This is a genomic window from Lysobacter auxotrophicus (assembly GCF_027924565.1).
GTDB classification, from domain to species: domain Bacteria; phylum Pseudomonadota; class Gammaproteobacteria; order Xanthomonadales; family Xanthomonadaceae; genus Lysobacter_J; species Lysobacter_J auxotrophicus.
In genome coordinates this window covers 2,378,858-2,403,475 of the sequence record NZ_AP027041.1, presented here as the reverse complement: position 1 = coordinate 2,403,475, position 24,618 = coordinate 2,378,858, and the positions used below count along the sequence as shown (strand labels likewise).

The window sequence follows — 24,618 nt, the reverse complement described above, 5'->3', positions numbered from 1 at the left end:
GCAGCGAAGCCCGGTTAGCCGACCTGCCGCCCATACTCGATGTACTTGTTCGCACCCGCAATCGAGGTCAGTAGGATGCGGCGATCGTTCTCCGCAATCGCCAACGCAGCGCGAATAGCGTTCCAGTACGCGACGCGGCCCTGCACCGACTTGTCGCCATTGTCGATGGGGTCCGCTCCCGCGACGCGTTCTGCCAGGTGCGGGTTATTTCTTTCGCGGGCCGTTTCCTTCTCTTCGGAATGCACGCTGTAACCTGTCACACGGTCGCCCTTCGCGGTGTGGAAGGTCGTTAGCTCGATGTCCCAGCCCCCATCTGTCTTCCAGCGCACACGCCCCTTCAAGGTGAAGCCGGCTCTGACTTTTGCGTCTGCGGCGTCCAGCAGGGCAGAGAGTCTCGCGATCTGTGCGTCTGCAACTGCCAGCTGCGCCCCAACCGAGCCCGGTTCGCTCGGATCGATTACGCGTTCGAGGTACGCGATGTAGGTGTTCATCGCCTGCGTGCGGAACGTGATGTGCTGACCCAGCCGCTCGCGGATCCAGTCCTCCATCACCATGGCGAGGCCCACGGTGTGGAAGTGCCCGAACCCGTACGTATCGCTCAGCGTGAACTGGCGGCCGCCGCGCACGAAGGTCGGCAAAATCGCTTCGTATCTGCTCCTCACTTCCTTGTCCAGTTCGGGGTGCTCTACGTCGACGGCATACGTCTCGTAGAAGCTCAGCAGGTCAGCGCTGATGCCGTCCTTCAGGAACGTCGCCAGCTCAGTGCGAACCGCCTGCTGCACGATGACGCCGAGGTTGTTGAGGATCGCCAGGACCTGGTTCAACTGGCTGATGATCTTGGCATTCTGCTTGATGAGAATGCCAAGCATCTTCTTGGTTTCTGCATTGTCGCGTCGCGAGCCGAACAGGCTCTTCAGTTTGATTGCGATATCCAGCGCGCCGTTCGTCACGGCAATAGCTGTCACCGGGTCTACCGCCAGATAGTGCTGGACGAGTTCGGTCTCTTCGATTTCCAACTGGTGCAAGGCTGTCACACATCCCCCTGTGTTCTTCCGCCGTCTGTAAGGCGCATCGCGCGCGGAAGCGGCGCGAATGGGCCGATGCCGCGGGCTTCAAGCCTTCGGCTTCATCCATGAGGTTGTCCCCCAGGGCAACGATAGATGGCCGCACTGCGGTGGGACAAGAGGCTGAGGGCCCGGTTCTCCGACCTGCTGGGAGGCTTTCGGCCAAGAACCGCGCCACGGGGCCGGTGAGCGTTGGACTGCCGCGCTGCGAGCGTGAGATCTGGCCTGCGCCTCGAACCCATGGCGTTGATTTGGTTGGCAGGGTAAGGAGCAGCGACCATGAAGCGTCTAGCGATCTTCTGTGACGGCACGTGGAACCGGGCAGATCAAACGCGTGACGGCCACGCGTGTCCAACGAACGTGCTCCAGCTCGCGATGCGGGTTGCGAAGAATGCCGGCGGGGTCCCCCAGATCACCTACTACGATGAGGGGGTTGGCACGGGAAACCAGCTCGATCGACTCACTGGCGGTGCGTTCGGGAAAGGCCTCGATATGAACCTCTACGAGGCGTATCGGTTCCTGATGTCGAACTACGAAGTAGGCGACGAGATCTTCCTGTTTGGCTTCAGCCGCGGCGCCTACACGGTTCGCAGTCTGGCCGGTCTGATTCGGAAGTGTGGCATTTTGAACCCGCGGTTCCTGAAGCTATATGCCCAGGTCGCCACGATGTACTGCGATGGCGACGGACCGAACGACGAGCGTCCCACCTCCTTCAGGTGCATCCATTCGCTCGCCAAGGCCAATCCGATCCCCGTCCGGATGATCGGCGTCTGGGACACGGTGGGCGCACTCGGCATTCCGGTCCGCGGCATTCGCTGGCTAACGGCTGACAAATACAAATTCCACGACGTCGAGCTGAGTGGAACCGTCGAGTACGCGTGCCAGGCTCTCGCGATCGATGAGCGCCGTGCACCGTTCGAGGCAGCGCGCTGGGCTCCAGTCCCCAAGGCGGGACAGAAGGTGGAACAGGTCTGGTTCGCTGGCGTGCACAGCGACATCGGTGGTGGATATCCGCCGTCCCATAAAACCAAGGGCAGCTTGTCGGACATCTCACTCGGGTGGATGCGCGACAACGCGGTCGCGAACGGACTGCAGATGGATCACGCAGTGGAAGCCGCAAACCCTCTGGAGCCGAATCCGCTGGGCGAAATGCACGATTCGAAGACAGGCCTTTATCGCGTGACTGCGGGTATCGACCGGGCTATAGGCCTTGCCGCATCGAAGACCGAGCAGCCCACCGCTTCGAGCACCACGACGGATCAAACCCAGAAGCTGCATCCATCTGTACGTGCGCGCTGGGACGCCGACCCTTCATACCGACCGCCGAATCTTCAGCGGTACTTTGCGTTGATCAAGGATCCTCGTGCGTACTCGGGCAAGGCGCCGACGGCTCCTCCGGTACGCCCTGGCGCGACCACCTGATCATCCAACGCCAACACGATTGGGATCATCTCGTCGTCGGCCCTTTCCATGTCTGTGTGCGTGGCTCATTTGCGATCCGAACGGTCGGATTTTTCCGTCGGAGGTGTGCCCGCCCCGATATGGGCGAGAAATGCCTCGGGGGATACGTCGCTTCAGGCCTAAACCAAGGTCCGGCGCCGCGAAGCCAGCAAAGAGCGACATGAGGAGGACCCAGGTGACTGCCGTTTGTTACCACCCTCCAGCGTGTCGACCATCAGCAGCCAGACGACACCACCGGCGATTGCAGCTAGTGCAATACGTCCACCGTCAGAGGGACCCATCTCGCTGCAGGCAACTGTTGAGGCTCCCTTGCAGGCAAGTTCCTGAGGTCATCCCGCGTCAACAGCCAGTCCGCCATCGCCCCGAGAACCGCGACGAGCGCGCAGAAAGCCAGCATCGCTCCATCTTGTAGCGCGAAATCGGTGTCATGTCCTTGCCGGACCCACCTCGATCCCTCGTCCCTTCAACATGGTTCGACGACCTTGAAGAACTTGAGTCTGCCGCTGAGCTACTGATTCAGGATAGATCGGCCGTCTCCGACAGTTCTTGGGCAGATCGGACGAGATGACGTGCAGCCCTCACCAGTCCAGGGTGTGGTGCATCAACGCTCCCAAGCTCTGAAGCCGCTCACTGGGATTCCAGATCCAGAGCAGTACCTAGGCCGCTGTCGCCCAGACTGTGCGATGGATGGTGACAGCGGCTGACCGCTTGTAGTCCTGCCGCCGCCGATCGACGCGAACAGCAGGTTCCCGGCCTTGATGGCGAATGCGGCGTCGTGCTGCTTCGCCAGGTGCATGAGCAGGGCGGCAGCGCTTTCGGTATGGTCCAGGTGGTCGACGGCGCACGGCGACGCTCTCGAGCGGGGCGCTCCACCTCCTCGACGTGCCGAAATTGACGTCCCACACGACGGGTTTCCCAACCAGGCTAAGAAGGCTTGACACCACCGGGCCGAGTAAACGTAATCTCGGTGGCATCGGTCAGGGGATTCGGCCGAACCTGGGTCACGCACCAGCGCAATTTTGATCGACTGCCGAAATGATGGGCGGCGTGGTGCGTTGCGATTTCTGGCGAATTCGCCAAGGAGAAGATAAGGGCAAGGACTGCGATTCAATTTCCCACACCTCCGTGAGCACCGGCAACGCCGAGTGTTCAGCACTCGTATGTAATGAGGCGCGCGTAAAACAACCGCGCCTTGGATAGCAAGTCCCGCCGTTGGTGCCGACTTACGCGCACCGCCACTGCAAATAAGGAGATTGTAGCCATGAAGAAGCTTGTCTCGATCGCGCTCCTGCTTACGCTCGGGTTCACTGCAAATGCTGGTGAGACTGGAGGGAGGGTGAATATTGTTTCGCTTCGCCCGTACGTGGGGAAGGTCTATGTGCAAGTCTCTCCAGGAGGGCTCTGTGGTACGGACGTCTTCACTATCGAGCTAGCCAATACCGGCGGAAAAGAGATGTATGCCGCGGCATTGACCGCCCTTTCCGCGGGAAAACAGGTGGAACTCGAGGTCTCCAATGCGACCGGCTGCGCCGGTTGGGGTACGAATCTTCAGTCACTGTTCGTCTACCAATAGCGTCAGCGTTCCAGCCAATCTTAGCGAGGGTACGATGAAAGGATTGATGAGTACGTTGCGCGCAATGAAGGGGCGCGCTTTTAACGCCTTGGTATTAGCTCTTCTCACCTTCTGTGTTGCAGTGCCCGTGAATCAGGCTCGTGCCCAGCTGGCACCGCCGGGATCGATCATTTGCTCATTTTCCGCAGTCCCTTCGGGCTACGTTGTAACCGAGGCGCTGGTCGGCGTGTCGCAATGCACGGGAGGCACTGGATGGAAAGTGCAGCCGCCCTCCGACGGGCTACTCATCTGCGCGAACTCGCCCATGCCATCGCAGCACGTGGTCACTGAGATCGTCGACAACACTTCTGTATGCCGCGGCGTGAAGCGCTGGAAGATTTATGCCGCTCGAACCAACATGTCGATATGCAATGCGACGATCTTTCCGGCGGGATTCGGCGTGACTTCCATCGGGCCAGGATCCGGGTGCGCTGGCATGTATCGCTGGACGATCCGATCGCTAACAGACGGAATCAAGGTCTGCGTCGGTACGCCGCTTGGCCGTGGCTACGCCGCAACTGCGTACACGTCTTCCAGTTCATGCAATGGAGCGGGCGCCTACACACTGCGCATTCCCACGGATAATCAACTGGTGTGCGCTGACACGCTGCCGCCGGAAGGCTTCGTTATCACGGAAACGGTGGGCTCTGTTCCTTGCAACGGCGCTTCCGCTCATCGGATACGGATCCCCCAAAACAACATGGTCATCTGCTCCTACTCGCCTATGCCGGCTGGATGGCAGACACTGGGGCAAGCAGCAACGACGCGATGCGGGACCGCTGCGTACGGATGGCGAATCGGGCCGTTCGGTGCGCCCACCGCAAGCTTCGTGTATGTCGCCGTGGAGCTCTGGGTGAAGTTCCAGGACTTGTCTACAGATAGCGAGGCGATAGTTGCATGGAACTGGACCTTTGGGGATGGCGGTACTTCGACTGCCCAGGATCCGGAACATACTTACGCCAAGTCGGGTTCGTACGACGTCACCTTGCGCGCAACCGATTCATCAGGTCACACGGATCAGACGACCCGCACCGTCGTCGTGACATCTCCGCCCCCTCCTGTGGATATCACTCCGGTCCTTTACCTTCTCCTGAACTAGCGGGCTGTCTAGGTGCAGCACAGAGCAAATATCACACTTCGAGGACTGTGATGAAGACGATCCTTGTGCTCGCCCCTGCTGCTCGCCTCGTTCGGTACAAATGCGACTTCATGTGAGGAAAGCTAATCAACTTGCCCTCTGGTCAAGTGATCTTCGAAACCTCGGCAGCGTGTAACTGGTGTCAGCTTGGCCCGGGATGGTCGGATGCAAAGCGCAACACATACGCAGCGCTCTGACTGATCTGACGAACAAGAAGCCGGTCACGTTCGAGTGGGGCGCCGGCAGTTTCCGGTTGCACGCCCTACAAAGGGCTGAACGAACTTTCGCGGCAGGACGTGATCCTCTAGGAGATTAGCGCAGGCTCTAGTTGCTGGGCGATAGCAATCCCCGGACAAGTGCGGACGGGCTCGGGGTCAGTTCATGTCCCCGAGCCGAGGCTTTAGCAAGATTGTCTCAGAGATTGCGGGAGTCCTTGGGCGTCATGCCAGAGATTCGAGCTCGAGTACGGTCGTGAAACCGCTACCCCGAGCTAGTGAATCACCTTTGACGCCAGCCATGCGTTGCTGCCGGCTGCAAAGCTGAAGCCAAAGAGACTAATCTGCAGTTCCGGGTGCATCGCGGCTCGCCCAAGCGCGATGCTGAGGCTCAGGGTTGCAGCGCCGCGCTGCAACCGCGCCCACTCGGCCTGCGCTGCGTGGCGCGCCTCTGTCTCCGTTGCGAAGGTTTCTGGCAGCCGCTTCGCGTTGCCGCTCTCGCCGCCGCTGCCGATCGGGGCGAACCAGGTGCCCGGCCTTGATGGTGGACACGGCGTCGTGCTGGTTCGCCAGACGCGTGAGGAGGGCGGCGTCGCTCTCGGCCTGGTCAAGGTGGTGGACGGCCGCTCGGTCAGCGCGGGTGAAATGGCTGCGTCAGGCCGTGCTCGCCCGCGAGGGTGGTGAGGATGGCGCCCAGCGTGGTGCTGTCCCAGCCGCGCTCGCGACGGTTGCGCAGCTCGGCGGTGAGGTCGGCGCTGCGCGCGCGGATGGTGATGATGTCGGTAGGGCTGCTCTGCGCGAAAGCACCATGGCATATGGCGTTCAGTTGCAATCGTCGCAGGCGTGCGACTCATTCTGATTGTTCGATGAACAGGCGCCGGCCCAGAGTGAGGTTGAAGAAGGCCTTCTTCAGCTACGAACTCTGACCAACCACAAGGAGCAATCCGATGGACGCAACAGCAAGTAGAAATGGCATGCTCTTAAGAACAGCGTTAACGCTGCTTCTTGTTATTGGAGCAAATGCGGTGCAGGCGCAGGCGCCTACGCCGGCGCCTCCGGCGCAAGTGGTGTATCGGGCGGTGATGGAAGCCCCGGACGTCGTGAAGCAGGATGGCGGGTTTATCCCGCGTGCGCAGCAGGATCTGACGCGCGTACAGGCGGCTGCTGATTACTCGTTGTACAACCACGTGCAAGGGTCTTCGTCCGGCAACAGCAGGCCAAATTCCATATTCGTCAGCACGACATCGAACCTGGGCGTTGCTCAGCGCTGGGTTACCGAGAACTATGGCGGAAACGGGTGGGTCTATGTGATATCGCCTACGCCGAATTTCATCGACGCGGCCGGCACGCTGCGACAGTTCTATAACAGAGGGTCCGAGTATGAGCTTGCTGCGATGGGAAACATCTATTGGCAGCAGATCTATGGTTGGTACCAAATCGATTTCGGTCGCATGGGGCCGCTAATCCTCAATCGCGACTTCGATCGTGCTCGCTATGGGGCCACGCACGACGGCGGCGGTCAGCCACAGCTGGCCGGCTTCCCGCCTGGATTTGCGGCGTGGCGCTTGGATCCTTGGCGTCCTTGGGGAACCTGCGCCGTGTACGATCTTAAGCGTGAGCCATGCCAAGGTCTCGAAAGCCCCGAGCAGGCGGTCCAACGGTATCTATCGGACCAGCTGCCGCGCATGTGAACCAAAGGCGCCAGAAATGGCGCCTTTCTTTTTACTCCGACTCAAGCTTGGCTTGTGAGCGCCGGAACAAGAGGCGTTCAGGAACTCTCCCCTGCTGAGAACGGCGACCCGGCATGCATGTGTCGGCGGAGTGACTCAGCCGACCGCCCTGTCAATCGTCGCTTGGTCCGGCTCGCCATGAACCGAGGACGTCCCGTTGGATGTCCCAGCGCGTGCTTCGTTTGCGTATCGGGTCCGCAGAAATTCATCCGGTGGACGGGTGGTGCGGATCGCCGCCAGTTTGTTGAGAACGTCCGGAACAAAGCGCTCCGCCCACCCGGCGATGAACGCCCAGATCATCAGTTTCGGCGCACGTGCTGGGTCGTCCAGGTTCGCGGGGAACAGCGCGCCCGAGATCACCCCCGCGTTGATCAGGAGCACGAGTACCATTCCGAACACCGCTCCGAGTACCGGGGCTACCCAAAGCGAAGGCTTTCCTTGTTCCAGGCTCATCCATGTCAACAGTGGCTCGTGCCTAGGGTCAACGCGGTACAAGCGGACAGTGGTGCTGACCGCAGCTCCCGACGCGCCTGCTGCCGCTGCCACCAGATAGATGCGCCACTCCCCGGCAAAATTGCTCAGCTGTCGTGGATCGAAGACCTCGAGCAATGCGACGGCTACACAGGCCGTGGCCACAGACAGAAAGATCTTCATTGCGATGTCCGCGCGTAGTGCCTCGACCGAAGGCACCAGGACGTACCGCCGATACATCCGGCTAGCTAATCCCTTTGCTTCGTTCAGAAGATCTGCGCGCTCGTTACTCAGTGACAGGTTCTCGCACAGCGACGTATACGCATCCTTGGTCAGAAGATGCTGGAGAAGTTCACGATAGGCGAGAATACGCAGGCGAAGTTCTTGATCGCTGAGGTATTCCAACATCGCAGCATCGAGCCGATAGAGTTCCCACGCTTCAGCAGTATCCGCGGACAAGTTCTGGAGTTCATGCAGAAGCTCGCGCGGTACACCTTGGCCGTCGACGCCTTTACACGAGCGAAGTTCCTCGAACAGCTGGCGCCAAAGCCGTGGGCATGGCTTTTCGGATGAGTGCAGCATGGATCGCCTCCTTCAAGCTGCGATCGGCTCGAGGTAGCCCGCGTGGCAATAGCCGTCTGCGTAGCCATCGAAGTTGAGGTCGACCGCGACCCATTCGCCGTCGACGCGCATGACCGACACTTGCCGGCCTAATGGCAGGACATCCACCACGTTGAAGTGGACGCCCGGTCCGGACCGTAAGCGCAACCCATGTCTCGCCGCCACGCGGGAATAGGTGCCGGAGGCCCTGTCCGAAGTCCCGTTGCCTGAGTGTGCCTCCGCTGCCTGGATTGCTGGTCGATGCGGAACCTCAGAAGGGACCGGAGGTGCGGCCTGACCGCTACGCTTCCAGCGTTGGATGGACTCTTGCAGATGCTCGGCCCAAGTGGCATCGCCTCCCGACGGATACTCACCTTTCATCAAACCCCGCCAGCTGAGGCCGGGAAATTGAACGTGCGGCGCCTCCCAGCTCAGGCATTCCAGACCCGCTTGTCCGGCTAGCTTGCGTAGGAGCTTCCAGTGAGCGTCCAGCCCCGCGTCGGACGACCATGACCAGACACCGTCGATGAGCAGCACGAAATCCGCCGCGAGGCCGTACTGATGGTATGACTGCCACGCATCAGCATTGGTAACAATTCGGCGACCATCGCCGCGACCTTGGCGGAACAGGTCGCGCTGACGTTCGGGTGAGCGGAACCCCTCGAAGAGTTGGAACGGTGTTTGACTCAGGCCGGAGGCAAGTCGCGACACACGCGCCCTGAAGTCCGGATGCAGATGGGCAATGGAAACGTCCCTGGGCATGTCGCCCTCCTGCGTGCGTGCGTCATCACACATTGAAGGCAACGCCCGTGTCGAACGAGACAGGTCGCCGTTCGTCGGAAACTATGCGCTCCAGTTTTAAGTGCGCACGTGCTGGCCCACAGCAGGCATGACTTCGCTATCTCTTGTTTGTAGCGAGCTCAGCGTTTCAGCCAAGAAACGCGGCCCACGCCTCCATGAGCTCCCGACGTTTTGCGAGCAAATCGCCGCGCCGATATGCCGCTTCCGTTTGTCCTTGATCGTGTGTGCGAGCGCCATTTCGATGACCTCGTTGGGAAAGTGGGTCTTCTCGGCTGCCCAGTCCCTGAAGGTCGAGCGAAAGCCGTGCACAGTGAAGCGATCGACCTTCATCCGGGTCAGCAACTTGTCCATGCCTCCGTTCGACAGGTGTTTGCTGCCGGCGCGGCCACCCGGGAACAGTCCAGCGTCTTCGTTGGGCGGCGCAGGTGTAAGAACGGCTAACGCCGCGTTCGAAAGCGGGACGGTGAACGCCTTTCCGTTCTTCATGCGTTCCGCAGGTACGTACCAGGTCTTGCCCTCAATCTCCCCGCGGGAGGCCTTGGTCACCATGTTTGTGCGAGCCGCGGTCAGGATCAGGAATTCCAACGCTCTCGGAGCGACGCCCACTTCGGCCCGAAGCCGCGTCATGAACGCAGGCGCCTCCACGTATGGCATCGCGGGGAAGTGCTCCACGGAGCGCACCTTCGTCGGCTTGGGCAACAGTTTCGAAAGATGGCCCCGCCAGCGCGCAGGGTTTTCGGCCGAGCGGAGCTTCTTAGCGGCCAATGCATCAAGCCCCGCTTCGATGCGCTGGCGGACGCGAGTCGCCGTTTCGGTCTTGCTGGCCCAGATCGGCCGAAGTACCTGGAGCACATGCTCCGTGTCGATCTGGTCGACAGGGAGTGTGCCGATGTGGGGCTTTGCGTATGCCTGAAGGGTGCTCGTCCACTGCGAGGCATGCTTCGGATTAGCCCAGCCGGGCTTCTGCTCGGCGATGTAGGACGTGGCTGCGTCCCAGAAGGTCGGTACAGCCGCTGTCGCTTCCTGCGCGGCGCGACGCGCCTGTTGCGGATCTCGGCCCGCCATCAGGTCCTGTCGCGCCTCCAGGGCCTTCTGGCGCGCTTGGGCGAGGCCTACGGTGTGAGTTGGACCCAAACCCATGTATCGTTCGATGCCGCCGCGCGTATAGCGGAACGTCCACGACTTGACTCCGGTCTTCGTGACCTGGAGGAACAGGCCGCCGCCGTCGGCATATTTCCCCGGTCGCGCGGCCTGAACCGCCCTCACGGTGAGCCGATTGAGCTGTCTTGCCATCCCCGTCCCGATCCCCGTTTGAGCCCCGGATTGGGGCGAACAGGGGCGGACGCTACCGAACCGCGAAAACCGCTACAAGGCTGAAAAAATAGAGGTTTTCGCTCTCGGACGAACATTGACGAACCGGCGCGGAGGGTGCCTTGACAGACACTCTCTCCGCCACCCACCCGATCTACGCGCCATCCACCAGCGCGGAATTCACGGCGACTTCCACTCGTTGTGGCACAAGTGAAACGAGCAGCGCCATCACGATCACGTCCGCCAGGAGCGACAACGCCATGCCCGACCGCGACAAGGAACTGACCCACGAGCGGATCGCCGCCGACATGGCCGCCTTCAGCAAGGCCGGAGGGCAGGTGGAGATCCTCGGGGTCACGCCATTGCGCCGCAAACCCGAAAAGGCGGTCGCCGCTGCGACGGCCAATCCGGCGAAGAAGGGCGTGCCGGGCGGCTCCAGGACCGGCTGAGCAACGCGCCCGCATCGCCCGTCGACATACTTTCCCCACAAAGCGAGACATCCCTTGGCCAAGCCCAACTACTCATTCGAAAAGCGCCAGCGCGAGATCGCGAAGAAGAAGCAGCAGGACGAAAAGGCCGCGAAGAAGGCCGCTGCACGCGAAGCCAACAAGGCCACGACCAGCGGCCACGACGAGGGCCGCACCCCGCAGGACGGCCAGCAGTAAGCGGCCGCTGCGTTTGCCCGCAGGTGCGCGGCGTCAGCCGCCGATCACATGCACCTGGGGCTTTCCGTCGGTCTGTTCGAAACGGAACCGATACACGAGCGTCACCGCCTGCGGGACGCTCTTGCCGCCATCGCAACTCGCGACGGCGCGCTCCTTGTCCTTCGTGTTGCGGAAGACACAGCGAAGCGCCGGGTCGAACTTCCATGTCCGGGCCGCCGTTTCCGATGCCGCGAGGAATTCCGGCTCGGCGCCCTTCGGGCACATCTCCGACACCGGCGCGCGCGCGACCACCGTGACCGCGCCCTTTTCATCGATACCCACGCGCAGGCACACGATGCGCGGCGGCAGGTTCTGGCCGAGCAGGTGCTGCGGATAGCTGGGATGCGCGTTCTTCGCGTCGTCCAGCGGCATCAGGAACGACTCGTTGTCGGCCAGCACCATGCGGTTGTCCTGCGAGGCGGCCGCGGGTGTCGGCGCCGATGACGCGGTCGCCACGGCCTGCGCGTGCGAGATGCCCGCGATGCCGCATGCCACGGCGGCGGTGCATCCCAGCGTCATCCATCGGGTCATCGGGTTTCTCTCCGGTCGAAAGCGGCCGCGACACGACGGCGCCGCTCCCATGGAGCCGCTACCGGCGTGGGCCGTATACAGCCCAACGCAATGGTCTGTATCCGACCGGCCAGGCAGGTCGCTCGATGGGTTCCGGCGGAGTGGGGGGGGGCACCTCCGAGGCGTAGCCCGGTGCTGAGGTCCGCTTCCGAGCGAGGCACGGCGCGCATGGAGGCGGCTCATGGGAGATCGCCTGTCGCCGTCAGCGCCATTACTCCCGCAGAGCTCGCGGTGCTGAGCCGCGCTGTCGAAGTCGGCTCCATCGTGGGGGCTGAGATTCCGGTTTGTACGACAACCAGGCCGTCACCGGCAGGAACAACGTGGTGGGCCGTTCGGGAGCGCCGCTTCCCGCGGACACCATCCTCAGCGAAGACCCGCGACTTCTCCCGCTGGGCAACAACGGCGGACCGACGCCGGCGCACATGCCGCAGTCCGGCAGCCCGCTGCTCGATCGCGGCAACAACGCGCTGGACCTGCAGTACGACCAGCGCGGACCGGGGTTCCCGCGAACCCATGGTGCATTCGCCGACATCGGCGCGGTCGATCGGCCGAGCCCGAGCCCGTAGCGCCAACCACTGCGTCCGCAGGCGAGCAAGCAACTCGCCGTTTGCGGGCTCCATGTCGCTTCGCCCATTCGTGGCGATGGTTGGCTGCGCGGCGCCACCGGCCGACTCGGTGCAGGCTCGACTCGCCGGACGAGGCGCTTCAGATCGCCGACAGCCAGAACGCTCGACGTTCACGCCACGCCGAAAAGCCTCCAAGCAGCATGCAGGCGTATCCGTTTCCAAAGTGATTCGATGAAGCAGCTTTCGATGAAGCCGGTCCTGCATGCCGCGCTGTTGCTCGCGCTCTCCGCCCCGATCTGCGCATTCGCGCAAGGCCCGCAGAACGATGCCTCGCCGCTGCTGCGCGCCAACGACGCCCAGCCCGCCGGCGATCTGAAGGACGATGCCAACGCCGCCGCGCGGCTGCGCGCACAAGTGCTGCTCGATCGCGCGCATTTCGGGCCCGGCGAGATCGACGGTCGCTGGGGCACGAACACCGAGCGCGCCATTGCGGCGTTCCAGCGCAGCCGCGATCTCGACGCGACCGGCGCCATGGACGAAGCGACGTGGCGCGCGCTGACCGTCGATACCTCGCCCGCATTGGTCGAGTACCGCCTCACCGCGCAGGACGTGGCCGGCCCGTATACCGCGATTCCGGACGACATGATGGCCAAGGCGGCGCTGCCGCAGCTTGGGTTCGCGTCGCTGGCCGAGGCGCTGGGCGAGCGCTTCCACGCCAGTCCCGCGCTGATCGCCGCGCTGAACCCTGGCGCCGACCTCACGCGCGAAGGCACCACGCTGTGGGTGCCAAACGTGCAGGCCAACGCGCTGGCGAAAGCGGCGTCGGTGGTGGTCGACAAGTCCGATTCCTCGCTCCTGCTGCGCGACGCGCAGGATCGCGTGTACGCACGTTTTCCCGCGTCGACCGGAAGCGAACACGACCCGCTGCCGATCGGCCGCTGGACCATCAAGGGCGTCGCCCGCGATCCGCACTTCCAGTACAACCCGAAGCTGTTCTGGGACGCCGATCCGGGGCACGCGAAGGCGAAGATCGCGCCGGGCCCGAACAATCCGGTCGGCGTGGTGTGGGTCGATCTGAGCAAGGATCACTACGGCATCCACGGCACGCCGGAGCCGGGGAAAGTCGGCAAGACCGAATCGCATGGTTGCATCCGCCTGACCAACTGGGATGCCGCCGCGGTGGCGGGCGCCGTCGGCCCCGGCACGCCTGCGGTGCTGCAGCAGTGAGGCGGCGATCGACCCACGCATGATCCACCCCATGCCACGGAGGCGCGCATGAGCAAGGCCGCATTGTCGTTCCTCGCCATCGTGCTGCTGGGCGCCAACGTCGCGCTGTTCCACTTCGGGCGCGAGCGTGGCGCTGCACCGCCGGCCGAAGCAGCGACCGCGTCGCTGATGCAGGTCGCGCCGAGCAGCGCTGCACGCGCTGCGGCGCCGGCGTCGTCGATCGATGCGCCATCGCGAACGGAGGTTGCGACGCCCGCATCGCCCGACGTTCCGGCTGCGCCCTCCGCAGCGCGTTCGACGCCCGCGTCTGCACCGGCAATCGACGGCGCGTTGACGATCCCCGTGCAGGGCGTTACGGCCGCGCAGCTGCACGACACCTTCAGCGATGCGCGCGCCCAGGGCCGCGTGCACGAGGCCATCGACATCATGGCGCCGCGCGGCACGCCGGTGATCGCGGTGGCGGACGGCACCGTCGAGAAGCTGTTCACCAGCGTGCCCGGCGGCCTCACCATCTACCAGTTCGAACCCAGTGGCCGCTACGCGTACTACTACGCGCACCTGGACCGCTACGCCGACGGCCTTCGCGAGAAGCAGCCGATCCGGCGCGGCGACGTGATCGGCTACGTCGGCAGCACGGGCAATGCCGATCCGTCGGCGCCGCACCTGCATTTCGCGATCTTCGAACTCGGACCGGAACGCCAGTGGTGGAAGGGCACGGCGCTCAACCCGTACCCCGTGCTCACGCGCGCGCAATAGACGCTTTGACACACGGCAGGCACGGTGCTCGCTGACGCGCACGCTCGCGCTCACGTCATGCGTCGCTCGAACGCACTGCGCTGCGCGCCGTCGATGGAGACGATGCGGTCCTGCCGGATGACGCGTCCGTCGTCCAGTTGCATGTATTCGATGCCGTCCTTCGCGTAGAGGTCGGCGATGCGCGCGTCGACGGCGCGCGGCCGTCCTTCCTCGTCGAGGTAGTGGACGGTGGCGACTTGCCTGCGGGTCGCGGTGGCTTCCAGCACGTCGTGGAATTCGCAGTCGATCGGGATGTAGTGGCGTGACATGGGCTTCTCGCGAAGCTCGCCGGCCGGGACTCGCCCGGCCTGCGAGCCGATCGCATCAACGCAGTTTCACGCCGGGGAAATCCACCGGCACCGCGAAGGCGACGTTGACGTAGTTGGTGAACAGGTTGAGCGCGACGTGCGCGAGGATCTCGACGATCTCCTCGTCGCCGAAGCCGGCGGCGCGAAGCTGCGCGAGATCGGCGTCGTCGATCTGGCCGCGGCCTTCGACCACGCGCAACGCGAAGCGCAACGCGGCGGCGGTCTTCGGATCCTGCGATTGGCCGCCCTGCGCGGCCGTCATTTCCTGACTGCTCGCGCCGGCCTTGCGGCCCAGCGCCGTGTGGGCGGCGAGGCAGTACTCGCAAGCGTTGCGGTTGGCGATGGCGACGGCGATCTGCTCGCCGAGCTTCGGGGGAATCACGCCGCCGCCCAGGGCGCCGAACGAGCCCCACATGCTCTTCAGCGCCGCGGTGGAGTTGGCGACCGCACGGAACATGTTCGGCGTGGCGCCGAAGGCGGAGTGGATCTGGCCGAGGAGGGCCTGGCGTTCGCCGGTGGCGTCCTGGGCATTGACGAGGGGTACGCGGGACATGGCTTGGTTTCCTGTTTGGACCGTCCGGAGTGGCCGGTTGGCGGTCATACTAGGAACCCGTTCGGGACGATTGGTGGCTATGTGTCGCTGAAAGATGGCATTTCGTCCGAGGTTGCAGCGCCGTCTGCCGATGCGGGCGCAGCGCCGATCGACCGCCTGACGCCGGTGCTCGAACGCTTCCGCGTGCAGGCATCGCTGTTCCACTCCGGGCCGCTGTGCGGCCACCAGGTGTTCGACGCCCGGCCGGGCCGCGGCTTCCTGCACGTGCTGCGTCGCGGCGAGATGGACATGCTGCACGGGCAGGGCCCGCGGCAGGCGCGCACGCATCTGTCCGAGCCGACGCTGCTGCTGTTCCCGCGCGCGGTGCACCACGAGTTCATCAACCCGCCGGTGGACGGTTCGGACTTCACCTGCGCGACGCTGGATTTCGACGGCGGCGCGCGCAATCCGATCGTGCAGTCGCTTCCGGACCTGATCGTGTTGCCGCTGGAAAGGATCGACGGCCTCGGCGCCGCGCTGGACCTGCTGTTCGCCGAATCCGACCAGGTGCGCTGCGGTTCGCGCCTGCTGGTCAATCGCCTGTTCGAAATCGTGCTGATCCAGGTGCTGCGTTGGATCATCGACCACCCCGACGAGGCGCACGTGTCGCAAGGCATGATCATGGGGCTGTGCGATCCGCGGCTCGCCAAGGCGCTCATCGCCGTGCACCAGACGCCCGACGCCGACTGGACGCTCGAACGCATGGCGGCCAGCGCGGGCATGTCGCGCAGCGCGTTCGCGGCCGCGTTCAAGGCGGCGACCGGAACCACGCCAGCGGCGTATTCGCTGGACTGGAAACTCAACGTCGCGGCCTCGTTGCTGCGCACGGGGCGGTCGGTGAAACAGGTCGCACTCGACCTGGGATTCGCCGATGCACCGTCGCTGTCGCGCGCGTTCCGCAGACGGACGGGCTCGTCGCCGCGCGAATGGCTCACGCTGCACCAGGGCGCGGCGGGTTGCCCGATCGAACCGTAGCTCAACCAGGGAGAGGCAGGGATGTTGCGATACCTGATTTCGTTCGACGATGGATGGATGAAGATTTCCGACGAGGAGCTGCCGGCGGTGGACGCGGCCACGCGCGCCGTCGTGCGCGAAGCGAAGGCCGCGGGCGTGTGGGTATTCGGCGGCGGTATCCTCGGCCAGCAGGCCGGCATCGTCGCGCCCGACGGCACGGTCTCGAACGGTCCGTGGCCGGAAACCAAGCCGGTGATCGGCGGCTTCTCGATCATCGAAGTCGCCTCGCGCGACGACGCGATGCAATGGGCGGCGAAATTGGCGTCGTCGTGTCGCTGCGCGCAGGAAGTGCGCGAAATCATGTTCGATCCCGAGTCCTGATCGCGGCCGTTGCGGCGGGGGCCGCAACGTCGATCGCCTGCCGGCATCAGGCCGAAAGTCCCGGCGCCTGCTGCCGATATCTCCGGCAAGTGAGGAGGCAGGGCCATGATCGATACCTTTCCCAGCCGGCGCCAGCTGATCGGGGGCGTCGTCGCGATCGCCTCGTTGGCAGTGCTCGGGTCGCTCGCGGTGCGGACGCTGGCGGTCGATGAATGCCGCTCGGCGGTCTCGCACGCGACCACGCCGTACAAGCTCGAACAGGCGCTGCGCAGCACGACGTGCCGCGAAGCGCGCGAGGACGGATTCGCCGCGCCGTGGGTTCCCAGCCGCTAGGCGTGCGCCATCACGAACACGCGCAGCGGATTGCCCGGGTCGGAGAGCAGTTTCATCGTCAGCAGCAGCGACATCGTCACCAGCAGCGGGCGGATGACGCGGCCGCCGACGCGCATCGCCAGGTGCGCGCCGAGCTGGCCGCCGGCGATGCTCGACACCGCCATCAGCAGGCCGACCGTCCACAGCACGTGGCCGCCGACGATCAGCGTGAGCAGCGCGGCAATGTTGCTGGAGAGGTTGAGGAACTTGGTGTGCGCCGTCGCCGACACCAGCCCGAGGCCGAACAGCGCAACCAGCGCGGTGGTGAGGAACGAGCCCGTGCCCGGGCCGAAGAAACCGTCGTAGAACCCGATCGCCGAGACGATCGCCAGCAGCGCGATCGGCCCCATGCGACCCTGGCGGTCTTCCTCGCTGGCCTTGGGCGCGAGCAGGAAGTACACGACCATCAGGATCAGCAGCATCGGGATCAGGCCCGCCAGGAACGCGGGGTTCAACCGCTGCAGCGTCCACGCGCCCAACGCCGAGCCGACGAACGCGCCGATGGCGGGTTTCAGGAAGCGGCGGAAATCGATGCGCCCCTTGCGCGCGAACGCGACCACCGCGCTCGCGGTGCCGAAGCTGCTTTGCAGCTTGTTGGTGGCGATCGCGTTGACCGGCGGAATGCCGGCCGCCATCAGCGCGGGAATGGTGAGCAGCCCGCCGCCGCCGGCGATCGCGTCGATGAGTCCGGCCACGAAGGCGACCGCCATCAGCAGGGCGATCGTGTCGGTGGCCAGTTCCATCGGGGTGTCCGCGCGCGGGTAGGGGCGGGCATTGTACGGGGCGGGTGGCCGTTCGTTTTGCGATCCGTGCTGCGGTCGTGGCAAGGCGGGAAGCTGGATCACTCCGCAACCGTCATTCCCGCGAAGGCGGGAATCCCGCTGTCGATGCGGAGGCTTTGCGGATTGCGTGATGCGACGGGACGCTGGATCCCCGCCTTCGCGGGGATGACGGTTTCGAAAGAGGGGATGACGGCTTCGAAAAAGAGGATGACGGCTTCGAACGAGGGGATGACGGCTTCGAAAAAGAGGATGACGGCTTCGAACGAGGGGACGACGACCTAGCGTCCGTTATAAGGCCCCTCGCCGAACGCGATGTCCCAGCAGAACACCAGCGCGGCGACCATCAGCGCGGCGTGGAAACCGAACGTCAGCAGCATGCCGAGCGTGAGCCGGCCCAGCGGCATGTCGCTGATGCGCGGGCTGCTCCGAAGGAAGAGCGCATGCCAGGCGAGCAGCGAGAGCCCCGTGCCCAGGGCGATGCGCAGCGTGCGGGTGATGCTGCGCGAGATGCGGTGATGCAGCGCTTCGGTCGGCGTTTCGGCGCGGACGTGGAGCACTTCGCAGCCGGCCTCGCCCAGTTGCGCGCGTGCGATGCGGTCGGCGAGCACGGGATCGACGAAGCGCCCGAACACGCGCGTGATCGTTCGCCCGCTCTGCGGATGCCGGTAGGTGACGAAATAACGGGGTGCTTCCACTGACAGCCTCGGCTGTGAAGGACGCTGGCGCGGTGCGCGGACCTGCATCGTCTTAGACGTGGCGAGCGGGCCCGGCCGGACATCCGGTCCGGTTCAGCGGAAATCCCGCGACGGCGACTGCAGCTCGCCCAGCAGTCCGCTCAGGTCGGTCAGATGCGCGGCGATGAGGTGCTCCACGCCGTCCACGCGTTCCCAGCGGCCGCGCACGGCCAGCAGCGTGGAATCCAGCAGCGGCTTGCGCTGGCGCGCGGCGAGGTCGGGCCAGACGATCACGTTGATCATCCCATGCTCGTCTTCCAGCGTGACGAAGATCGTGCCCTTGGCCGTGGCGGGACGCTGGCGCTGCGTGACCAGGCCGGCGACGTGCACGCCGCGCCCATGGCGCGCCTCGCGCAGGTCGCGCGATCCCTTGATGCGTTGCGCGTCCAGCTGCGGCCGCAGCAGCGCCATCGGATGCGACGACAGGCTCAGGCCGGTGGCGCGGTAGTCGGACAGGATTTCCTCCCCGATGCGCGGGGCGGGCAGGTCGAGCCGGTCCTCGTCCGGGCTGCCGGGCAACAGCGGCCGGCGACGTTCGAGCCCGGCTACCGACCAGCGCGCCTGATGACGATGGCCGACGAGGCTCTTGAGCGCATCGGCTTCGGCCAGCGCCTTGCAGGTTTTCTCGTCCAGGCCGGCGCGCTGCCGCAGATCCTGCAGGTCGGTGAATGCACGACGCGCGCGTGCGGCGACGATGGCGTTCGCCGCCGCTTCCGACAGCCCTTTGACTTCGCGCAACCCCAGCCGGATCGCCGGCTGCGTGCGCGCATCGCCGCCGACCAGTGTGCAATCCCAGTCGCTGTGCATCACGTCGACCGGCAGCACGTCCACGGCTTCGCGCATCGCGCGCGCGCGGGCTTGCTCGTCGGCGAACTCGTCGACGGCGCGCTTCGGGGCGCCGCGCCGCGCGTCCTGCACGATCTGGCTGGGCGAATAGAAGCCCATCGGTTGCGAATTCAGCAGCGCGCACGCGAACGCCGCCGGCTCGTGCCGCTTGAGCCAGCAACTCACGTAGACGAGTTTGGCGAACGACGCCGCGTGGCTCTGCGGGAAACCGTAGGAGCCGAAGCCCTTGATCTGATCGAAGATCTGGTCGATGAACTCGGGCTTGTACTGGTTGGCGAGCATGCGCTGGCGAATGAGCTGGCGATGCGGCTCCATGTCGCCGCTGATGCCCCATGCAGCCATCGAACGCCGCAACTTGTCGGCTTCGCCGGGCGAGTAATTCGCCGCGGCGATGACCAGTTCCATCACCTGTTCCTGGAACAGCGGAACGCCCAGCGTGGGCTTGAGGATTTCCTCCAGTTCCGGCGAGGGATACTCCACCGGTTCCTGCTTCATGCGACGCTTGAGGTACGGATGCACCATGCCGCCCTGGATCGGACCGGGCCGTACGATCGCCACTTCGATGACGAGGTCGTAGAACTTCTCGGGTTTCAGGCGCGGCAGCATCGTCATCTGCGCGCGCGATTCGATCTGGAACACGCCCACCGTGTCGGCGCGCTGGATCATCGCGTAGGTGGGCTTGTCGTCGGCGGGGATCGTGGCGATGTCGAGCTTGCGGCCGCGATGTTTCTCCACCAGCGCGATCGCCTTGCGGATGCAGGTCAGCATGCCCAGCGCGAGGCAATCGACCTTCAGCAACTTCATCGTCTCCAGGTCGTCCTTGTCCCACTGGATGATGGTGCGGTCGTCCATCGCCGCGTTTTCCACCGGCACCACGGTGGACAGCGGTGCCTGCGATATCACGAAACCGCCGACATGCTGCGACAGGTGGCGCGGATGGTTCTCCAGCTGCGCGGTGATGGCCAGCACGCGCAGGATCAGCGGGTTGTTGGGGTCGAAGCCGGTTTCGGTGAGGCGCTGTTCCATCTCCGTTCCCGCGTTGCCCCAACCGTAGCAACCGGCGAGCAGTGCGATCTGATCCGGCGGAAGACCGAACGCTTTTGCGACGTCGCGAACGGCGCTCTTGCCGCGATAGCGGATCACCGTCGCGGCCAGCGCCGCACGTTCGCGTCCGTACTTGTTGTAGACGTACTGGAGCACTTCCTCGCGGCGTTCGTGCTCGAAATCCACGTCGATGTCGGGCGGCTCGTCGCGTTCTTCGGAAATGAAGCGCGCCATCAGCAGGCGGCTTTCGTCGGGGTTGACCGCGGTGATCCCCAGCGCGTAACACACCGCCGAATTGGCCGACGAACCGCGACCCTGGCACAGGATCCCGCGTTCGCGCGCATGGCGCACGATGTCCTCGACGGTGAGGAAGAAGGCTTCGTACTGCTTCTTCGCGATCAGCGCCAGTTCGTTCTCGATCTGGTTCTTCACCTTTTCCGATGCGCCCTCGGGCCATCGCTTGCGCATGCCGGCCATCGTCAGCGCGCGCAGGTGCGAGGCCGGCGTTTCGCCTTCGGGGACCAGCTCTTTCGGGTATTGATAGGGCAGTTTTTCGCCGAGATCGAATGCGCAGCGAGCGGCAAGTTTCACCGCGGCGTCGAGCAATGCGTGCGGATGGATGTTGGCGATCGTGCGTCGCGCGCGCAGGTGGCGCTCGCCGTTGCGGAACAGGTGCGCGCCGCACTCGTCCAGCGGCAGGTTATGCCGGATGGCGGTCATCGTGTCCTGCAGCATGCGCTGCCGGCGCGTGGCCATGTGCACGTCGCCGGTTGCGATCGGCGTGATCTGAAGCGATTGCGAGAGCGCGAGCAGCATGCGCAGACGCGCGTCGTCGTCGTCCTCGCGGTGCAGTTCGACGGCCAGGTGAGTGCGGTCGCCGAACAGGGTACGTAGCCACCGACCGGCGTGTTCGTCCGGGTTTTTCCCGGGCGCGTGGTCGGGCAGCCACAGCGCGAACACGCCGGGGTCGCGGCATGCGAACACCGCCTCCACGTCGGCGCGCGCGAGCTTGTAGGTGCCTTTCCCCGCCGCGCGGCGGCCGCGCGTGATGAGTTCGCACAGGCGCGTGTAACCGGCGGGGTTCTCGACCAGCAGGACGAAGCGCGTGCCGTCGGTGAGGCGGAATTCACTGCCGACGATCAGCCGCACGCCGGTCGCGCGGGACGCTTCCAGTCCGCGCACGATGCCGGCGAGCGAGCATTCGTCGGTGATCGCCAATGCCTGGTAGCCGCATTGCCGTGCGCGTTCGAACAGCTGCTCCGCGCTCGCCGCGCCGCGCAGAAAGCTGAAATCGGACAGGCAATGCAGTTCGGCGTACGGCGGCGCGTCGTCGTCGATGTCGTCGTTGGCCGCATGGCGAAGCCGCAGGCCGACCTGCAACGCGCGCGGGATGTGATCGCCCGGCGTTTCGCGATCCACGCCGTCGATGGCGTCGTCCCAGCTCATGCGAACCAGCCGTGCAGCATCCATTCGCCGCGTTTTCCGGGATCGGCGAAAGCCCAGGCGCGCTGGCCCTGCGGGGTTTCCAGCACGTAGTAATCGCGGCGCGCGTCGTCGTCGTCCCACCAGCCGCTTTCCAGGCGTTCCGGGCCGGACACGATGCGCAGGCCGGATTGCCTCAGCGGTACCGGATGCTTGAGCAGCCACGTGGGGCGGGGCGGGCGCACGGGCGCGGGCGTGACGCATGCGGCGTCCTCCTCGGCGCCGGCGGTGCGCCATGCGCGTTCCGGGCGCGGATCGCCGGTGGGCGCGATGCGGTACACCGCATCGTCGCCGAGCCGCGCGCGCAGGCGTTCGCGCAACTGTGGCCACGGCATCGCCTGCGACGGCCGCGTGTCGAACAGGTCGCGCGCGGCCGGTACGAACGGCGGCAACTCGCGCGCGAGAAGGCGCAGCCCGACGACGGGCTTGTCGATCGACGCCTGCTCCAGGCGGTTGCGCGCGATGTCCATCAGCAGCGCGGCGTCGCGTTCGGCGGCAAGCAGGCCCACCTGCACGTCGGTGTGGCTTTTCTCGCGCACGCCGGCCTCGCGCCTGAGCACCTCATGTTCGAGACGGATCACGAAACGCTGCACGCCGCCGTCGCGCGCCGACAGGTACACGGCCAGGTCGTTCACCAGACGCCGCAGCGGGAACAGCAGCGCCTGGTGGCTTTCGACCTCGTAACCCAGCTCGACGCGCGCATCGAAATGATCGGGCGGCTGGTAGCAGTCCAACGGATCGTCGGCGGTGCCGTAGAGGCGATCCAGGTGCTCCAGCAGCGGCAGGCCGAAGCGCCGCCGGATGCCATCGCGGGGCAACTGGCGCAGTTCCTTCAGCGAACGGATGCCCATGCGGTACAGGCGCGTGCCGGCGTCGTCGGGCAACGCGGCGCGGCGAATCGGCACGCGGTCGAGCGTGGGCCCGAGCGCATCGCGATCGGGCAGCGCATAGCCATCGCGCAACCCCGCGAACACCTGCGCGGCGCGCGGCGTCGGCGCCAACGCGATGCGATGCTGGAAACCCAGTGCGTCCAGTTCGCGGCGCAGTTTGGCTTCCAGCTTCGGCCACGGCCCGAACAGGCGGAAGCTCGCGCTGGCTTCCAGCGCGATCGCGCCCCGCCATTGCGCGCTCACCAGCGAACTGTGGCGGTATGCCCACGCGGCGAGGAAACGGTGCGCGCGTGCATCGCGATCGGCATCGTGATCGTGCAGCGCGGCCTGCGCGCACAAGGCGTTGGCGGCGGTCAGGCGCATGCCGGGACGAAGCCCGGCTTCGGCTGCCGGCGCATTCACCGCGTGCAACGTGCGCAACTGCGCGGGACCGGTGACCAGGGCGAGCGGACGCGCGGGATCGTCGACGTCGCGAAGGACGGCGTCGAGCGCCAGATGCGGCAGGCGGATGCAGGCCCAGAGCACGGTGCGGCCTCAGCCCGGCGAAACGGCGTGCGACGGTGGCGCGAATCCTTGCGAGGGAACCTGGCCGCCGCGGCATTTGCGGATGCGCCAGTCGTTTTCGACGCGCTCGATGCGCAGCGCGGCGGGGGAGGGGTTGTCGGCGTGTTTGCTGTCGCGCACGGCGAAGCCGAGGCATTCGCCGGTGTCCGCGGCCACCTGCAGGCGGCGCAGCGCCGGACCGTCGGCATTCGAAGGCCAGCCCAGCACGGCCGAAAACGCCGCGCTGCGCAGGCATTGTTCGAACGCCCATAGCGCGCCCTTCGTGCCGGCCTGCGCGTTCGTGTCGACGATCTCCAGGTAACGCAGATCCACGCCCGCGCGCTGCCACGCCGGCGCGTAGGGACAGAACGGCGGCGCGATCAACGCGACCAGCCGCCCGGCCTGCGTCATGCGCGCGAGGGTCGGCATGAGCAGCGTCAGTTCGCCCACGCCTTCGGCCGGAATCAGCAGCTCGCTCAACGCGCCCTGCGGCCAGCCGCCGTGCGGCAGCAGCGCATCGAGCGTGGCGAAACCGGTGGATTCGCCCAGCGGCGCAGGCGCGGCCTGACGTCCCGCGCGCCAGACGGTACGCGCGGACAGCAACGATTCGAGCGGGACGACCTGGGCGGCCATCAGTCGGTACGCACCAGGCCGCAATACAGCCCTTCGATGGCGAAATCGCAACCCGGCGCGATCTCGATCGGCGGATAGTCGGGATTGCGCGGCAACAACCGGAGGCCGTGCGCGTTGCGCTCCAGCCGCTTGATGGTGATTTCCTCGTCGATGCGCGCGATGACGATCTGCCCGTCGCGCGCATCGCTCGCGCGTTTCACCGCGACCAGATCGCCATCGAAGATGCCTTCCTCGCGCATCGAATCGCCCTGCACGCGCAGCAGGTAATCCGGCACGGTGGCGAACAGCGCGCGGTCGATGCGCAGCTCGCGCTCGATCCCCGCATCGGCGCCGATCGGCGCGCCCGCGGCGACACGACCGAGTACGGCGAGGGTGAGGCGGTCGTCCTCGCGCTGCGGCGTCGACGTCCGCGAGGCGAGACGGATTCCGCGCGCCTGGTTCGGCCGCACCTGCAGATGCCCGGCCTGTTCCAGCCGCCGGACGTGCTTGTGCGCCGCGCAGGCCTGGCGGAAGCCGAATGCATCGGCGATCTGCTGCAGCGTCGGAGGCAGGCCTTCGGCGTCGGTGTGATCCTGGATGAAGGCGAGGATCTGCGCCTGGCGAGCGGTGAGGTCGGACATCGATACGGGCCTGGCTGAGGTAAAAATCTATTTACCTTCGCGGCCGCGGGCAAGCCCGGGCTTGGGCCGATCTAAGCGCGGCGGTGTATCACCGGCTGCGACACTCAGGAATCAAGAGGTTGCGCGACTTTGTTCGAACGCAATCGAGCTGCGAAGTCGGGACGATCACGCC

At 65.3% G+C, this 24,618-nt stretch carries 26 protein-coding genes; 12 read left to right on the top strand and 14 right to left on the bottom strand.

Annotated elements, in window-relative coordinates; genetic code table 11:
• Positions 1–14 precede the first annotated feature (14 nt).
• Entirely contained in the window at positions 15–1,025 is a 1,011-nt protein-coding gene (locus LA521A_RS10705) for a hypothetical protein (protein ID WP_281778894.1), read from the bottom strand.
• Positions 1,026–1,343: 318 nt separating this feature from the next.
• On the opposite strand from LA521A_RS10705, the gene LA521A_RS10700 reads away from it, so the two are divergent.
• The 3 genes from LA521A_RS10700 (at position 1,344) to LA521A_RS10690 (ending at position 5,236) form a co-directional block, all read left to right on the top strand.
• Positions 1,344–2,486, top strand: coding sequence for a T6SS phospholipase effector Tle1-like catalytic domain-containing protein (locus LA521A_RS10700; protein ID WP_281778893.1), 1,143 nt, complete (start codon positions 1,344–1,346; stop codon positions 2,484–2,486).
• 1,300 nt (positions 2,487–3,786) lie between these two features.
• Positions 3,787–4,098 (top strand): hypothetical protein, encoded by a 312-nt coding sequence (locus LA521A_RS10695; protein ID WP_281778892.1) that lies wholly within the window; start codon positions 3,787–3,789, stop codon positions 4,096–4,098.
• Between the two features lie 34 nt (positions 4,099–4,132).
• Entirely contained in the window at positions 4,133–5,236 is a 1,104-nt protein-coding gene (locus tag LA521A_RS10690; protein ID WP_281778891.1) for a PKD domain-containing protein, read from the top strand.
• Positions 5,237–6,121: 885 nt separating this feature from the next.
• Here LA521A_RS10690 and LA521A_RS10685 read toward each other — a convergent pair.
• On the bottom strand, positions 6,122–6,322 hold the full coding sequence (locus LA521A_RS10685; protein WP_281778890.1) for a hypothetical protein: 201 nt from the start codon (positions 6,320–6,322) through the stop codon (positions 6,122–6,124).
• A 115-nt stretch (positions 6,323–6,437) separates the two neighbouring features.
• Between LA521A_RS10685 and LA521A_RS10680 the strand changes: the two genes are divergently transcribed.
• Positions 6,438–7,181 (top strand): enterotoxin A family protein, encoded by a 744-nt coding sequence (locus LA521A_RS10680; RefSeq protein ID WP_281778889.1) that lies wholly within the window; start codon positions 6,438–6,440, stop codon positions 7,179–7,181.
• Between the two features lie 135 nt (positions 7,182–7,316).
• On the opposite strand, the gene LA521A_RS10675 is transcribed toward LA521A_RS10680, so the two are convergent.
• The 3 genes from LA521A_RS10675 to LA521A_RS10665 all read right to left on the bottom strand — a co-directional run bounded on the left by LA521A_RS10675 (position 7,317) and on the right by LA521A_RS10665 (position 10,385).
• Positions 7,317–8,273, bottom strand: a complete 957-nt coding sequence (locus LA521A_RS10675; RefSeq protein ID WP_281778888.1) for a hypothetical protein — start codon at positions 8,271–8,273, stop codon at positions 7,317–7,319.
• Positions 8,274–8,285: 12 nt separating this feature from the next.
• Entirely contained in the window at positions 8,286–9,053 is a 768-nt protein-coding gene (locus tag LA521A_RS10670; protein WP_281778887.1) for an SH3 domain-containing protein, read from the bottom strand.
• A gap of 96 nt (positions 9,054–9,149) precedes the next feature.
• Complete coding sequence (locus LA521A_RS10665; protein ID WP_281778886.1) at positions 9,150–10,385, bottom strand: tyrosine-type recombinase/integrase; 1,236 nt, start codon at positions 10,383–10,385, stop codon at positions 9,150–9,152.
• 278 nt (positions 10,386–10,663) lie between these two features.
• On the opposite strand from LA521A_RS10665, the gene LA521A_RS10660 reads away from it, so the two are divergent.
• Together LA521A_RS10660 and LA521A_RS10655 are read left to right on the top strand one after the other, a co-directional pair.
• On the top strand, positions 10,664–10,852 hold the full coding sequence (locus LA521A_RS10660) for a hypothetical protein (protein WP_281778885.1): 189 nt from the start codon (positions 10,664–10,666) through the stop codon (positions 10,850–10,852).
• Positions 10,853–10,906: 54 nt separating this feature from the next.
• Positions 10,907–11,068 (top strand): hypothetical protein, encoded by a 162-nt coding sequence (locus LA521A_RS10655; protein WP_281778884.1) that lies wholly within the window; start codon positions 10,907–10,909, stop codon positions 11,066–11,068.
• 33 nt (positions 11,069–11,101) lie between these two features.
• Here the strand turns inward: LA521A_RS10655 and LA521A_RS10650 are convergent, their stop codons facing one another.
• On the bottom strand, positions 11,102–11,638 hold the full coding sequence (locus LA521A_RS10650) for a hypothetical protein (protein ID WP_281778883.1): 537 nt from the start codon (positions 11,636–11,638) through the stop codon (positions 11,102–11,104).
• A 362-nt stretch (positions 11,639–12,000) separates the two neighbouring features.
• On the opposite strand from LA521A_RS10650, the gene LA521A_RS10645 reads away from it, so the two are divergent.
• From LA521A_RS10645 to LA521A_RS10635, 3 genes are all read left to right on the top strand, one after another.
• Positions 12,001–12,243, top strand: a complete 243-nt coding sequence (locus LA521A_RS10645) for a choice-of-anchor Q domain-containing protein (protein ID WP_281778882.1) — start codon at positions 12,001–12,003, stop codon at positions 12,241–12,243.
• A gap of 231 nt (positions 12,244–12,474) precedes the next feature.
• The gene (locus LA521A_RS10640) at positions 12,475–13,470 is read left to right on the top strand and encodes a L,D-transpeptidase family protein (protein ID WP_281778881.1); all 996 of its coding nucleotides are present in this window, start codon (positions 12,475–12,477) and stop codon (positions 13,468–13,470) included.
• Between the two features lie 48 nt (positions 13,471–13,518).
• On the top strand, positions 13,519–14,226 hold the full coding sequence (locus LA521A_RS10635; protein ID WP_281778880.1) for a M23 family metallopeptidase: 708 nt from the start codon (positions 13,519–13,521) through the stop codon (positions 14,224–14,226).
• 50 nt (positions 14,227–14,276) lie between these two features.
• On the opposite strand, the gene LA521A_RS10630 is transcribed toward LA521A_RS10635, so the two are convergent.
• Both LA521A_RS10630 and LA521A_RS10625 read right to left on the bottom strand, forming a co-directional pair.
• On the bottom strand, positions 14,277–14,534 hold the full coding sequence (locus LA521A_RS10630; protein WP_281778879.1) for a hypothetical protein: 258 nt from the start codon (positions 14,532–14,534) through the stop codon (positions 14,277–14,279).
• Positions 14,535–14,589: 55 nt separating this feature from the next.
• Positions 14,590–15,126, bottom strand: a complete 537-nt coding sequence (locus tag LA521A_RS10625; RefSeq protein ID WP_281778878.1) for a carboxymuconolactone decarboxylase family protein — start codon at positions 15,124–15,126, stop codon at positions 14,590–14,592.
• Between the two features lie 183 nt (positions 15,127–15,309).
• Between LA521A_RS10625 and LA521A_RS10620 the strand changes: the two genes are divergently transcribed.
• From LA521A_RS10620 to LA521A_RS10610, 3 genes are all read left to right on the top strand, one after another.
• The gene (locus LA521A_RS10620; RefSeq protein WP_281782076.1) at positions 15,310–16,140 is read left to right on the top strand and encodes an AraC family transcriptional regulator; all 831 of its coding nucleotides are present in this window, start codon (positions 15,310–15,312) and stop codon (positions 16,138–16,140) included.
• Between the two features lie 57 nt (positions 16,141–16,197).
• Positions 16,198–16,500, top strand: a complete 303-nt coding sequence (locus tag LA521A_RS10615; protein ID WP_281778877.1) for a YciI family protein — start codon at positions 16,198–16,200, stop codon at positions 16,498–16,500.
• Positions 16,501–16,605: 105 nt separating this feature from the next.
• Entirely contained in the window at positions 16,606–16,833 is a 228-nt protein-coding gene (locus LA521A_RS10610) for a hypothetical protein (protein WP_281778876.1), read from the top strand.
• Here the strand turns inward: LA521A_RS10610 and LA521A_RS10605 are convergent.
• From LA521A_RS10605 to lexA, 6 genes are all read right to left on the bottom strand, one after another.
• Positions 16,830–17,615 (bottom strand): TSUP family transporter, encoded by a 786-nt coding sequence (locus tag LA521A_RS10605; RefSeq protein WP_281778875.1) that lies wholly within the window; start codon positions 17,613–17,615, stop codon positions 16,830–16,832. The genes LA521A_RS10610 and LA521A_RS10605 overlap by 4 nt on opposite strands.
• A gap of 317 nt (positions 17,616–17,932) precedes the next feature.
• Positions 17,933–18,349, bottom strand: coding sequence for a hypothetical protein (locus LA521A_RS10600; RefSeq protein ID WP_281778874.1), 417 nt, complete (start codon positions 18,347–18,349; stop codon positions 17,933–17,935).
• Positions 18,350–18,442: 93 nt separating this feature from the next.
• Positions 18,443–21,724 (bottom strand): error-prone DNA polymerase, encoded by a 3,282-nt coding sequence (locus tag LA521A_RS10595; RefSeq protein ID WP_281778873.1) that lies wholly within the window; start codon positions 21,722–21,724, stop codon positions 18,443–18,445.
• Positions 21,721–23,175 carry a Y-family DNA polymerase gene (locus LA521A_RS10590; RefSeq protein WP_281778872.1) on the bottom strand — a complete coding sequence of 485 codons (1,455 nt, stop codon included), beginning with the start codon at positions 23,173–23,175 and terminating at the stop codon, positions 21,721–21,723. The genes LA521A_RS10595 and LA521A_RS10590 overlap by 4 nt, the downstream gene beginning before the upstream one ends.
• A 9-nt stretch (positions 23,176–23,184) precedes the next feature.
• Positions 23,185–23,826 (bottom strand): translesion DNA synthesis-associated protein ImuA, encoded by a 642-nt coding sequence (gene imuA / locus LA521A_RS10585; RefSeq protein ID WP_281778871.1) that lies wholly within the window; start codon positions 23,824–23,826, stop codon positions 23,185–23,187.
• Complete coding sequence (gene lexA, locus LA521A_RS10580) at positions 23,826–24,446, bottom strand: transcriptional repressor LexA (RefSeq protein WP_281778870.1); 621 nt, start codon at positions 24,444–24,446, stop codon at positions 23,826–23,828. Before lexA ends, imuA begins: the two co-directional genes overlap by 1 nt.
• Positions 24,447–24,618: the final 172 nt, after the last annotated feature.